Source organism: Microbacterium sp. HMH0099, from assembly GCF_049384025.1.
In the GTDB taxonomy this organism is placed as follows: domain Bacteria; phylum Actinomycetota; class Actinomycetes; order Actinomycetales; family Microbacteriaceae; genus Microbacterium.
Map to the genome: position 1 here is coordinate 256,875 of NZ_JBMRJR010000003.1, position 12,597 is coordinate 269,471.

At 71.3% G+C, this 12,597-nt stretch carries 10 protein-coding genes; 4 read left to right on the forward strand and 6 right to left on the reverse strand.

Annotated features, from left to right (window positions below; translation table 11 throughout):
- Positions 1-62 precede the first annotated feature (62 nt).
- Positions 63-1,100 carry a septation protein SepH gene (gene sepH, locus ACO03V_RS08425; protein ID WP_367726904.1) on the forward strand — a complete coding sequence of 346 codons (1,038 nt, stop codon included), beginning with the start codon at positions 63-65 and terminating at the stop codon, positions 1,098-1,100.
- Between the two features lie 48 nt (positions 1,101-1,148).
- Here sepH and ACO03V_RS08430 read toward each other — a convergent pair whose 3' ends face one another.
- Entirely contained in the window at positions 1,149-2,276 is a 1,128-nt protein-coding gene (locus tag ACO03V_RS08430) for an alkaline phosphatase family protein (RefSeq protein ID WP_423137271.1), read from the reverse strand.
- A 79-nt stretch (positions 2,277-2,355) separates the two neighbouring features.
- Between ACO03V_RS08430 and ACO03V_RS08435 the strand changes: the two genes are divergently transcribed.
- On the forward strand, positions 2,356-4,809 hold the full coding sequence (locus tag ACO03V_RS08435; protein WP_423137272.1) for a DNA gyrase/topoisomerase IV subunit A: 2,454 nt from the start codon (positions 2,356-2,358) through the stop codon (positions 4,807-4,809).
- A 130-nt stretch (positions 4,810-4,939) separates the two neighbouring features.
- On the opposite strand, the gene ACO03V_RS08440 is transcribed toward ACO03V_RS08435, so the two are convergent.
- A complete protein-coding gene (locus ACO03V_RS08440) occupies positions 4,940-7,009 on the reverse strand; it encodes a DNA gyrase/topoisomerase IV subunit B (protein ID WP_423137273.1) in 2,070 nt (689 codons plus the stop codon).
- A 167-nt stretch (positions 7,010-7,176) separates the two neighbouring features.
- On the opposite strand from ACO03V_RS08440, the gene ACO03V_RS08445 reads away from it, so the two are divergent.
- Complete coding sequence (locus tag ACO03V_RS08445; RefSeq protein WP_367726908.1) at positions 7,177-7,398, forward strand: DUF7455 domain-containing protein; 222 nt, start codon at positions 7,177-7,179, stop codon at positions 7,396-7,398.
- Positions 7,399-7,504: 106 nt separating this feature from the next.
- Here the strand turns inward: ACO03V_RS08445 and ACO03V_RS08450 are convergent, their stop codons facing one another.
- Together ACO03V_RS08450 and ACO03V_RS08455 are read right to left on the reverse strand one after the other, a co-directional pair.
- Positions 7,505-8,542, reverse strand: a complete 1,038-nt coding sequence (locus tag ACO03V_RS08450; RefSeq protein WP_423137274.1) for an alanine racemase — start codon at positions 8,540-8,542, stop codon at positions 7,505-7,507.
- Positions 8,539-9,174, reverse strand: coding sequence for an alanine racemase C-terminal domain-containing protein (locus ACO03V_RS08455; RefSeq protein ID WP_423137275.1), 636 nt, complete (start codon positions 9,172-9,174; stop codon positions 8,539-8,541). Before ACO03V_RS08455 ends, ACO03V_RS08450 begins: the two co-directional genes overlap by 4 nt.
- 45 nt (positions 9,175-9,219) lie before the next feature.
- On the opposite strand from ACO03V_RS08455, the gene ACO03V_RS08460 reads away from it, so the two are divergent.
- On the forward strand, positions 9,220-10,242 hold the full coding sequence (locus tag ACO03V_RS08460) for a sugar-transfer associated ATP-grasp domain-containing protein (protein WP_423137276.1): 1,023 nt from the start codon (positions 9,220-9,222) through the stop codon (positions 10,240-10,242).
- A gap of 135 nt (positions 10,243-10,377) precedes the next feature.
- On the opposite strand, the gene ACO03V_RS08465 is transcribed toward ACO03V_RS08460, so the two are convergent.
- Positions 10,378-11,076 (reverse strand): coenzyme F420-0:L-glutamate ligase, encoded by a 699-nt coding sequence (locus ACO03V_RS08465; RefSeq protein WP_367726912.1) that lies wholly within the window; start codon positions 11,074-11,076, stop codon positions 10,378-10,380.
- The gene (locus tag ACO03V_RS08470) at positions 11,073-12,395 is read right to left on the reverse strand and encodes an RNA polymerase sigma factor (protein ID WP_367726913.1); all 1,323 of its coding nucleotides are present in this window, start codon (positions 12,393-12,395) and stop codon (positions 11,073-11,075) included. The genes ACO03V_RS08465 and ACO03V_RS08470 overlap by 4 nt, the downstream gene beginning before the upstream one ends.
- Between the last annotated feature and the right edge of the window lie 202 nt (positions 12,396-12,597).

Here is a 12,597-nt window from a genome sequence, read left to right on the forward strand (position 1 = left end):
CCGACTCCGCCGGAACACCGTGACAGCATGGGCGCTGACCGCAGATCGGAGGGGTGTTTCGCATGGAACAGCTCAAAGTCATCGGAACCGAGGATGACGTCCTCGTCGTCGCGACCGAATCGGGCGAGAGATTCGCCCTCGCGCTGGACGAGGTGCTGCGCGCGGAGGCGCGCCGGTCGCGCCGCGACCGCGACACCGACGACGGTGCTCCCCGGCCGAGCCCGCGGGAGATCCAGGCGCACATCCGCGCCGGTCTCTCGGCGCGCGAGGTCGCGACGCTGCTGAACGCACGGATCGAGGACGTCGAGCGCTTCGAGCGTCCCGTCCTGGCCGAGCGCGAGCACGTCGTGGGTCAGGCGCTGGCGGTCCCCGTCCTCCTCGGCGGGGCGCTCGAGCACGACGCCCCGATCACGTTCGGCGCGGCCGTGCGGGCCAAGCTCGCCGAGGCCGGCGCCTCCGCCGAGCGGTGGACCAGCTGGAAGGACGCCAACGGCTGGATGGTCAAGCTGGAGTTCACCGCGAACGGCATCGACCACGACGCCCGCTGGAGCTTCGACCCCCGCCGCAGCAACCTGTCGCCCCAGAACGCGGACGCCATTCAGCTCTCCCGTCAGGGATCCCTGCCCGAAGGGCTGATCCCGCGCCTGCGCGCCCTCGACACGCCCCTGCCCAAGGACGACAGCCGCTTCGACAGCGGCGCCTTCGGGCCGCGCAAGCTCGAGATCGACGACGAGCAGTCGACGGAGCCCGTCGGTCCCGCGCCCGCCGCGGTGCAGGCGGCCGCCATCAAGCGGGCACCGGACGCCCCCGTGACCTCGGCGGAGACCGCCGATCTGCTCGAGGCGCTGCGGCGCCGCCGCGGACAGCGGGAGCCGCTGCCCGGCATGACCGAGCAGGAGGGCGCGCCGCGCACGGGCGCCGCGCCCGTGGCCCTGTTCGACGCCGTCGCGGTCGAGCCCGAGCACCGCGAGGACGATGTCGAGACCACGGCGTCGACGGATCGTCCGGCGCCCGCGGAGACGGGGCGCCGCCCCAAGGGCCGCCCGTCGATGCCCTCCTGGGACGAGATCGTCTTCGGCGCGCGCAGCGACGAGAGCTGACGCGGGTCTCCCCCGGCGCCGTCCGGGCCGCGTCAGCCCGCCGGCGGCTCAGGCGAACGCGCCCAGGCGCAGCAGCGGGACGGTCCGCTCCTCGTCCGTGAGCGAGCCGTGCTGCCCCACCATCCGCTGGGGGCGCTTGTCGCGCTCCCGGTCGTCGTAATAGGCGAAGCGACCGCGGGCCGCCACGAGGACGTCGCCGATCCGGGCGCCCACCTCGTCGTCGACCACGCCGAACACGCCCGCGGCGACGGCCTCGTCGCGGCTCATGACCCAGGCCCGGGCGGCCTCGCGGTCGCGCCAGACGGCGAGGACGTCGTCGGCGCGACCGGGCTCGGCGTACAGGTGCAGCATGCGCGGCTCGCCGCCGATGAGGGCGACGCCGTCGACGCGCAGGTCGTCCTCGCCGAGAAGCACGTGCTTGTGCGCGGGCACGTCGACCATGCCGTGATCCGCGGTGACCAGGACGCCGGTGCCCGGGTCGAGGGCGGCATCCAGGATCCGGGCGGCCCCGTCGACGCGCTCGAGCGCGTCCGTCCAGGGGTCGGACTCCCAGCCGTGCTTGTGACCGGCGCTGTCGAGGTCGGGGGCGTACAGGTAGATGAGGGCTCCGGGATGCCGCCCGGCCAGATCGGCCGCGATGCGGACGCGTTCCTCCAGGTCGCTCGAGGCCAGGAACTCGGCGCCGCGGAGGGTGGCGGCGGTGAAGCCGGTCCCCGTGTACTCGGGACGCGAGACGACGAAGCACGGGCGTCCCGCCGCGGCCTCGCTCTCCATGAGGGGGCGTCGGCGCTGCCAGGTGAGGGGGTCCAGGCCGTCGGTCTCCCAGCCGTGCAGCTGATTGGAGGCGATGTCCGTGCCCGGGATCCGCGCGCGGTAGCCGACGATGCCGTGCCCGCCCGGCTCGGCGCCGGTGAGGAGGCTGCTGAGGGCCGCCGCGGTCGTCGACGGGAACACGGTGCGGGCCACGTCGCGGCGTCCGCCCACGGACCCCAGGAAGCGCGCGTGACCGCGACGTGCGGCGAGGTTGTGGGCGCCGAGCCCGTCGACGACGAAGACGATCGCGCTGCGCGCGGGGGCGAACCAGTCGCCCTCCCCGTTCAGCGACGCGATCGTCTGGGTGAGAACGCCGGTGAGGCTCCGGGAGCGGGGCGGGTCGGCCGGTAGGCTGAGGGACATCGGGGCCAGTCTCCCACACGACTCGCGGCCGCCCTGTCGGCCCTCGCGACCCGACGCCGCTCTATCCGAGGCCTGAACTATGCCCGATTCCCGTTCCTCCTCCCCTGTCGCCGAGCGCATCGAGGACGTCGATGTCTCCGCCGAGATGCAGGGGTCGTTCCTGGAGTACGCCTACTCCGTCATCTACTCGCGCGCGCTCCCCGACGCACGCGACGGGCTCAAGCCGGTTCAGCGCCGCATCCTCTACCAGATGGCCGAGATGGGCCTGCGTCCCGACCGCGGGCACGTGAAGAGCGCCCGCGTCGTCGGCGAGGTGATGGGAAAGCTCCACCCCCACGGCGACGCCCCCATCTACGACGCCCTCGTCCGCCTCGCCCAGCACTTCTCCCTGCGCGTGCCGCTCGTCGACGGGCACGGCAACTTCGGCTCCCTCGACGACGGTCCCGCCGCCCCCCGCTACACGGAGGCGCGTCTGGCCCCGCCCGCGCTGGCGCTGACCGAGAACCTCGACGAGGACGTCGTCGACTTCATCCCGAACTACGACGGCCAGTTCCAGCAGCCCGACGTCCTCCCCGCGGCGTTCCCGAACCTCCTCGTCAACGGCGCCACCGGCATCGCCGTCGGCATGGCGACGAACATGGCCCCGCACAACCTCGTGGAGGTGGTGGCGGCCGCGACCCATCTGCTGCGGCATCCCGAGGCCTCCGTCGAGGAGCTGATGGAGTTCGTCCCGGGCCCCGACCTGCCCTCCGGCGGGATCATCGTGGGCCTCGACGGCATCAAGGACGCGTACACCAACGGCCGCGGCAGCTTCCGCACGCGGGCGAAGGCGTCGATCGAGTCCCTCGGCCCGCGCCGCACCGGCATCGTTATCACCGAGCTGCCCTACCTCGTCGGCCCGGAGCGCGTGATCGAGAAGATCAAGGACGCGGTGCAGGCCAAGAAGCTGACCGGCATCGCCGACGTCACCGACCTGACCGACCGCAACAACGGTCTGCGCCTGGTGATCGGCATCAAGACCGGCTTCGACCCGAAGGCCGTCCTCGAGCACCTGTACCGCCTGACCCCGCTCGAGGACTCGTTCGGCATGAACAACGTCGCCCTCGTCGACGGTCAGCCGCAGACCCTCGGCCTGAAGGAGATGCTGCGGGTCTACCTCGACCACCGCATCCGCGTGGTCACGCGTCGCAGCGAGTTCCGCCTCGCGCGCAAGCGGGAGCGCCTGCACCTCGTCGAGGGACTCCTCATCGCGATCCTCGACATCGACGAGGTCATCCAGGTCATCCGCTCCTCCGACGACGGCGACGAGGCGCGCACGCGGCTGCAGGAGGTGTTCGACCTCTCGCACCCGCAGGCCGAGTACATCCTCGAGCTGCGCCTGCGCCGCCTGACGAAGTTCTCGCGCATCGAGCTCGAGGCCGAGCGCGACCGCCTGCAGGCCGAGATCGACGAGCTCGTCCGCCTGCTCGGCGACGACCTGCTGCTGCGCGACCAGGTCGCCCGGGAGCTGCAGGCCGCCGCGGACGCCTACGGCACCCCGCGGCGCACGATGCTCCTGAACGGCGGACCCGTGCAGCCGCGCTCGGCGAAAGCCGCGGCCGCCGCGGACCTGCAGATCGCGGACGCCCCGTGCCGCGTGTTCCTGTCGGCGACGGGCCGGATGATCCGCGCGGAGCTCTCCGCCGACGCGCCCGGGGGCGGGGTCGTCCCGCCGACCCGGCGCTCGAAGCACGACGCGGTCCGCTCGTCCGTGGACACGACCACCCGCGGCGACATCGGCGCGGTCACCTCCGCCGGACGCCTCGTCCGCTTCTCCCCCGTCGACCTGCCGTCGGTGCCGGGCAACTCCGTGCAGCTGGCCGCGGGGACCCGGGTCGAGCAGTACCTCCCCCTGGCCAAGGGCGAACAGGTCGTCGCCCTGGTCCCGCTGACGGACGGGCCGCCCATCGCCCTCGGCACCGCCCAGGGCGTCGTCAAGCGCGTCGCGGCGAGTGAGCTGGGGACGAAGCCCGACATCGAGATCATCGCGCTGCGCAACGGCGACCGCGTGGTCGGCGCCGCGCCGGCCTCCGACGGGGCCGAGCTCGTGTTCGTCGCCGCCGACGCCCAGCTGCTGCGGTTCGACGCCTCCTCGGTCCGGCCGCAGGGACGCTCGGCGGGCGGCATGGCCGGCATCCGTCTCGCCGACGACGTGGAGGTCATCTCGTTCTCGGTCGTCGGCGCGTCGGCGTTCGACGCCGTCGTCGTGACCATCGCCGGCAGCAGCAGCGCCCTGCCGGGCACCGACGCGGGCAGCGCCAAGGTGTCGGCGTTCAGCGAGTTCCCCGCCAAGGGGCGGGCCACCGGCGGGGTGCGCGCGCAGCGCCTGCTGCGCGGCGAGGACGCGCTCGTGCTGGCCTGGGTCGGAACCGACCCGCGCGCGGTGGGTCCGGACGGCGCGGCGCGCACACTCCCCGACGCCGGCGCGAAGAGGGATGCCTCGGGTCAGCCGCTCGATGCGGTCGTCGCCGCGGTGGGCACGACCGTCCGCTGACCACGCGCCGCCCACTCCCGCGCTGACTGAGCTTCTGCGCTGACTGGGCGCAGATGTACACGACACAGCCGTGTCGACGTGCATCTGCGCCCAGTCAGCGCTCGGCGACAGGCCAACCCGGGGGCTCGGATCAGACGTCGATGCGCTCGCGCGACAGACGGTCGCTGGAGTCCACGATGAACTCCCGGCGCGGGGCGACGTCGCTGCCCATGAGCAGGTCGAACACCTGGGCCGCGGACTCGATGTCCTTCACCTGCACGCGGCGGAGGGTGCGGCCGGCCCGGTCCATCGTGGTGGTCGCGAGCTGGTCGGCATCCATCTCGCCGAGGCCCTTGTAGCGCTGGACCGGCTCCTGCCAGCGCTTGTTCGACCGCTTGAGCCGGGTGAGCAGGGCGTGCAGCTCCTGCTCGCTGTACGTGTAGATGGTCTCGTTGGGCTTCGACCCCGGGTTCATGACGATCACGCGGTGCAGCGGCGGAACGGCGGCGAACACGCGACCCGCCTCGACCAGCGGGCGCATGTAGCGGAAGAACAGCGTCAGCAGCAGCGTCCGGATGTGCGCCCCGTCGACGTCGGCGTCGCTCATCAGGATGATTTTCCCGTAGCGCGCGGCGTCGAGGTCGAACGAGCGCCCCGACCCGGCGCCGATCACCTGGATGATAGACGCGCATTCGGCGTTCGACAGCATGTCGCTGATCGACGCTTTCTGCGTGTTGAGGATCTTTCCGCGAATGGGCAGCAGCGCCTGATATTCGCTGTTGCGAGCGTCTTTGGCGGTACCCAGCGCGGAATTGCCCTCCACGATGAACAGCTCGGAGTCGGCCACGTCGTTGGACCGGCAGTCGACGAGCTTCGACGGCAGCGAGGACGACTCCAGCGCGTTCTTGCGGCGCTGCGTCTCTTTGTGCGTGCGCGCCGAGATGCGCGCCTTCATCTCCGACACGACCTTCTCGAGCAGCAGCGACGTCTGCGCCTTGTCGTCGCGCTTGGGCGACGAGAAGCGCGCCGCGAGTTCGGAGGAGACGACGGATGCCACGATCTGGCGCACCGCGGGGGTGCCGAGCACCTCCTTGGTCTGTCCCTCGAACTGCGGCTCCGGCAGACGGACGGTCAGCACCGCGGTGAGCCCGGCGAGGATGTCGTCCTTCTCGATCTTGTCGTTGCCGACCTTCAGCTTGCGGGCGTTCTGCTCGATCTGGCTGCGCAGCACCTTCATCAGGCCCTGCTCGAAGCCCTGCTGGTGCGTGCCGCCCTTCGGCGTGGCGATGATGTTGACGAAAGATCGCGACGACGTCTCGTAACCCGTGCCCCAGCGCACCGCGACATCGACCTCGCACTCGCGCTTCACCTCGGTGGGGACCATCGCCCCGTTGGGCTGCAGCACCGGGACGGTCTCGGTGAACGAGCCGGTGCCGGTCAGACGCCAGGTGTCGGTGATCGCGGCATCCGGAGCCAGGAAGTCGGCGAACTCCGAGATGCCGCCGTCGAAGCGGTAGCTCGTCTCGACCGGCTCCTCGGCGCGCTCGTCGCGGATGACGATCTCGAGTCCGGGGACGAGGAACGCCGTCTGACGGGCGCGCTGCACGAGCTCGTCGAGCCCGAACGCCGCGTCGCGCGTGAAGATCTGACGGTCGGCCCAGTAGCGGATCCGCGTCCCGGTGACGCCCTTGGCGGCCTTGCCGACGACGCGGAGCTCGCTGCTGCGCTCGTACGGGGTGAACGCCGAGTCGGGGGCGTCGCCGGCGAACGTGCCGGGCTCGCCGCGGTGGAACGACATCGCGTAGGTCTTGCCGGCGCGGTCGACCTCGACGTCGAGCCGCTCCGAGAGGGCGTTGACGACGGACGCGCCGACGCCGTGCAGTCCGCCGGAGGCCGCATACGAGCCGCCGCCGAACTTGCCGCCGGCGTGCAGCTTCGTGAAGACGACCTCCACGCCCGACAGGCCCGTGCGGGGCTCGATGTCGACCGGGATGCCGCGGGCGCGGTCGCGCACCTCGACGCTGCCGTCGGCGTGCAGGAGGATCTCGATGCGCGAGCCGAAGCCGCCGAGGGCCTCGTCCACGGAGTTGTCGATGATCTCCCACAGGCAGTGCATGAGGCCGCGGGAGTCGGTGGACCCGATGTACATGCCCGGGCGCTTGCGGACCGCCTCGAGGCCCTCGAGGACCTGGAGGTGATGGGCGGAATACTCGGAAGTCACGGTTCTCCAGACTAATCGCCGGGTACGACATCGCTGAGCAGACGCGCGGCCGCCCGGGGCCGCCGTACGCGTACAGCGAAATGTGATCAACCGTCGGCATAGACGAAACATCCGCGTGGTTGTATGTGATGACTCGCCCCACCAATCATCCGAGGAGGGCACCCGAAATGACCACCACGACTGCAACCGACGCGTCCGCCGTCCTCGAGCACCGTCTGACCGCCGCGGATCGCTGCGACTCCTGCGGCGCGCAGGCCTACATCGCCGCCGAGGTGAACGGCAGCGAACTGCTGTTCTGCGCTCACCACGGCCGCAAGTACGAGGAGAAGCTCCGCGCCGTCGCAACCTCGTGGCACGACGAGACCGCGCGTCTCTCCGCCGCGGACTGAGAACGATCCAGAAGGACCCCGCTTCGCTCACCCAGCGACGCGGGGTCCTTCTGCGTGCCGACGCGTGCTGCGGCTGACGGGCCCGCACGGACGCCGGTGACCCGGGTCAGCCCTCGTAGACGCGCGGCAGCACGGGCGAGACGCGCAGCGCGATCTCCTCGCCGATGGTGTCCACGAGCTCGGCCAGATCCGTCGCCGTGACCTCGGCGCCGCCGCCGAACACGGCCACCCGCTGCCCGCGCTGCGCGCCGGGCCACGGATCCACGACGAGACGCGTCGGCTCGATCCCGCGCACGCGGCGCGGACCGGCGGGGGTCCGGACGTCGAAGCGTCCGGCGAGGGTCTGCGGCAGCCCGTGCAGGCTGCCCACGTCGAGGTGCACCGCCGTGTCCGCGACGTCGAGGACGGCGGCATCCACGGTCCCGATCGGGCGGATGCCGAGCTCGACGTCGGAGGGACCGCCGGCGGGACGGATGCCGTACGAGAACGCGCCGATGCGGACGAGGTCCTCGCGGAACGGCGCGCGCGCGAACCCGGCGGCACTGGCGGCGAGGTGGGCCACGGCGGGCGTCAGGCCCCGGCCGGCGGCGGCCTCGCGCGCGGCGATGAAGAGGGCGCGGGCGTCGTCGTCGTCCTCGTCGGACGCCTCGGAGATGTGCGACCAGATGCCCGTCAGCTCCGCACGCCCCGCCGCGACGAGGGCGGCGACGGTGTCGAGGGCGGCATCCCAGCGTTCCGGGCGGATGCCGTTGCGGTGCAGCCCCGTGTCGATCTTGAGGTGCACGCGGGCCGGGGGCCCCCCTGCGGGAAGGGCCTCGAGCGCGTCGAGGAGCGCCTGGTCGCCGATGCCGAGGTCGAGTCCGGCGGCGGCACCCGTCGCGAGGTCGTCGGCGCCGCCGAGCAGCCACACGAAGATGCGCACGTCGGGGCCGAGAGTCTCCCGCACCGCCACCCCCGTCTCGACGTCGAAGGCGCCGAACCAGCGCACGCCCTCGTCACGGGCGCGGGTGACGACCGCCGCGAGACCGTGGGCGTACGCGTCGTCCTTGACGACGAGCATGTGCTCCGCCGGCGCGACGGTCTCGCGGATGCGGCGGAGGTTGTCGGCGAAGGCGCCGAGGTCGACGCGGTAGACGGCGCTCACACGACCACCTCGCGGCGCGCCCGGGCCCCCACGGTCGCGACGATCTCACCGGCGCCGAGGCCGGTGGCATCCATCCACTCCTCCAGCGCCGGGTCGCCCTCCGCCGCATCGCCGAAGTAGACGACCTCGGAGCCCCACGGGATCGGGGATCCCACGTCGACGACGCAGACGTCCATCGCGACACGGCCGACGATGCGATGCCGGCGTCCGGCGATGCCGACGCTGACGGCGTTGCCGAGCGAGCGGACCACCCCTTGCGCGTAGCCGCCCGTCACGAGCGCGACGACCGTGTCCGCCGGGGCCCGGTGCGTGTAGCCGTACGAGACGCCCTCGCCGGTCAGCAGCGGCTTGCAGCCGAGCACGCGTCCGCGCAGCGACATGACCGGGCGGGTCCCGCTCCCCGGCAGGCCGAAGAGCACCTCCGGACGGAGCCCGTCCGGAGCGATGCCGAGGGCGGACAGGGTGGATGCCACCCACTCCGCGCCGTGCCCCCACGCGTCGGCCGCGAGCACATCGCCGCCGGCGGCCGATCCCGCGAGGAGGGCGTTGGCGCGGAGGTTCGCCGCGGAGAGCCGCGCGACGGGACGGACCGCCGCGCCGCCGCCGAGGTGCAGAGCGGGCGCGGAGGTCACGCCATCTAGACTATCCGGGTCCCTGCCGCCGACTCCGGAGCCTGTATGCCGAACCAGGGTTTCTCCCTCGCCCCCCGCCTCCGCTACCTCGCCGGACGCGCCCGCCGCATCGACGTCGGATCGGTGGTCGAGCGCGCCAAAGAGGCGTCCGCCCAGCACGGCAAGGCGCTGCCGCTCGTCGTCGCCGACATGCTCTTCCAGGCGGGCGTGAAGAACGTCGGCTTCCAGGACTACATCGACTACGACTTCGCGATCCTCTCCCCCGCGGAGCGCGCCACGTACATGACGCACCCGGTGTCGAACCAGATCTCGCAGAAGTACGACCACCCCGACTACCGCGGGATCTTCCAGGACAAGGTCGCCTTCGACCGTCGCTTCAGCGACTTCCTGCGCCGCGAGTGGATGGTCGTGGAGCCCGGCAACGCCGACGAGCTGCGCGCCTTCACCGAGCGGCTCGGCACCATCGTGACGAAGGAGCCGGTCGGCCAGGCCGGAACGGGTGTGCACCGCTACCACGCCGCCGAGGTGGACGACTGGGACGGCTTCCACCGCGGTCTGCTCGAGCGCGGCGAGATCCTCGTCGAAGAGGTCATCCGCCAGCACCCCGACCTCGCGGCGGTCTGCCCCGGGACGGTCAACACCACGCGCGTGACCGCGTTCTTCGACGGGACGACCACGCACATCCTCGCCATCGCGCAGAAGTTCGGCCGCGGCGCGGTCAGCGATCAGATGACCTTCGGCGGCTTCTATACGATGCTCGACGACGAGGGCCGCGCCTTCGGGCCGGGCTACGACTCCCACGGCCACGTGCACGAGCTGCACCCCGACTCCGGCGTGCGCATCGCCGACTTCCAGCTGCCGATGATGGAAGAGGTCCGCGCCTTCGTCGACCAGGTCGCGCGCGTCGTTCCGCAGGTGCAGTACGTCGGATGGGACATCGTCGTCGGCCCCGACGGCCCCGTCCTCGTCGAGGGGAATTGGGGCGCCGGCGTGTACGAGAACAAGCCGAGCGTCACCGGTATCCGCACGGGGCACAAGCCGCGCTATCAGGCCGCCATCGGGTTCTGATCCCGGATGCCGCGACGGCCCGCTCCCGTGAGGGGGCGGGCCGTCGCCGTTCCGAACCCTGCGTGATCGGCCGGTGGCATCCGGATGCCAGAAAGGCCCGCCCCGAGAACGGGACGGGCCTTCCGAGCGGAGCTGTCAGCTGCGGCGGACGATGCCCAGCGGCGTGGACTCGTGGCCCTGGCCGAGCGGGTTGTCCTTGAGGATCGCGACCAGGCGCTTCTCGCCGGCCTTGTCCATCGTGGAGCCGAGGATGTTGCCGCCGAGGTCGTTGATGTCGACGACCGCGACCTGCGCGTCGACGCCGAGCAGCGACTTCAGGTGGGCGGCGACCTCACGAGGACGCTCCGGACCCAGCACGACCGCCTGGTTGTACGGCGGGATGGTGCCCTTCGTCGGCCCGTCGATGGCGCGGGCCTTGTCGCCGGCGATCCGGTAGAAGTCGCCCTTGCGACCGAGCGCCTTGGTGACGGCGGCGACGGCCGCCGCGACGAGGATGCGGGGCGTCCCGCACTCGCGCAGCGCCATCTCCATCGTCTCGGGCATGCCGAGACCGATGCCGTACGGCGTGCGGGTGACGTACTTCGACAGGAACAGCGCCAGCTTGCGGGGCTTGATCGAGTCGAGCTTGTACGAGCGGCCCTGCGTGATCGCGACGATCTTCTCGGTGACGAACAACAGGTCGCCCGGCTGCACGGCATCCTTCGCGTACTCGAGGATGAACGCGTCGAGGTCGTCGCCCGGCATGACGACCCGCGTGCGGATCGGGATGCGGGCGTACGACGTGCCCTCGACGGTGACGGTGAGCGCCTTGCCGGCGTTGGCCTGCCCGCTCATTCGAGGTAGTCCCGGAGCGACTGCGAGCGGCTGGGGTGACGCAGCTTCGCCATGGTCTTCGACTCGATCTGGCGGATGCGCTCGCGCGTGACGCCGAACGTGTCGCCGATCTGGTCGAGGGTCTTGGGCTGGCCGTCGCCGAGGCCGAAGCGCATGCGGATCACGCCCGCCTCGCGCTCGCTGAGCGAGTCCAGGAGCGACTCGAGCTGGCGCTGCAGCATGGTGAAGCCGACCGCGTCCGCGGGCACGACCGCCTCGGTGTCCTCGATGAGGTCGCCGAACTCGCTGTCGCCGTCCTCACCGAGAGGCGTGTGCAGCGAGATGGGCTCGCGGCCGTACTTCTGCACCTCGATGACCTTCTCGGGGGTCATGTCGAGCTCGCGGCTGAGCTCCTCGGGCGTGGGCTCGCGACCGAGGTCCTGCAGCATCTGGCGCTGCACGCGGGCCAGCTTGTTGATGACCTCGACCATGTGGACCGGGATGCGGATGGTGCGCGCCTGGTCGGCCATGGCGCGGGTGATGGCCTGACGGATCCACCACGTCGCGTAGGTCGAGAACTTGAAGCCCTTGGTGTAGTCGAACTTCTCGACCGCACGGATCAGACCGAGGTTGCCCTCCTGGATGAGGTCCAGGAACTGCATGCCGCGACCCGTGTAGCGCTTGGCCAGCGAGACCACGAGGCGGAGGTTGGCGCCGAGCAGGTGGCTCTTCGCGCGCTGTCCGTCACGGGCGACCCACTGCAGGTCGAGACCGAGCTGGTTGGACTTCTCCGCCGCCGACATGTGCGACAGCTTCTCCTCGGCGAACAGACCCGCCTCGATGCGCATCGCGAGCTCGACCTCTTCGGCCGCGTTCAGCAGGGGGACTTTACCGATCTGCTTCAGGTAGTCCTTGACGGGGTCCGCCGTCGCGCCCGTGATCTGGGCCGAGTAGACGGGGACGTCGTCCTCGTCGCTCGAGGAGATGACGATCGCACCCTGCGGCAGCACCTCGGCGGGCGCTGCGGGCGTCTCGTCGTCGTCGTCCTCGGAGTCGGACTTCTTCTTCGCGTCGGCCTTCGTGTCGTCGGCGTCGTCCGCGTCGGTGTCGTCGCTGTCGTCCGCGGACTCCAGGTCCTCCTCGACGTCCTCCTCGATCTCTTCCTCGTCGAGGTCGTCGTCCTTCTTCGCCTTGGTCTTGGCCTTGGCGGGCGCCGCCTTGGACTTGGCGGGAGCCTTCTTCGCGGGCGTCTTCTTCGACGCCGTCACGGTCTCCTCGGTCGTGTCGAGGTCGGTGTCCTTCGCACTCCGGGAGCGGGTCTTGGTTGTCGTGCTCGCCACGTTTCGCCTTTCACCGGGAACGTGCGCGCACGGCCGCCGGTCGGTTCTCGGACACTAGTAAGACCCTTGTCAAGTCCCATCCGTGGAGCTGGGCTCCCGGACCGGTCGACAACGGGTCAGGTTCTTCATTGTCTCACATCCTCGGGCCGGGACTTGACGCGGACCGGGGATATATGCGTATGCAACGTTCGCGAGACGGCAG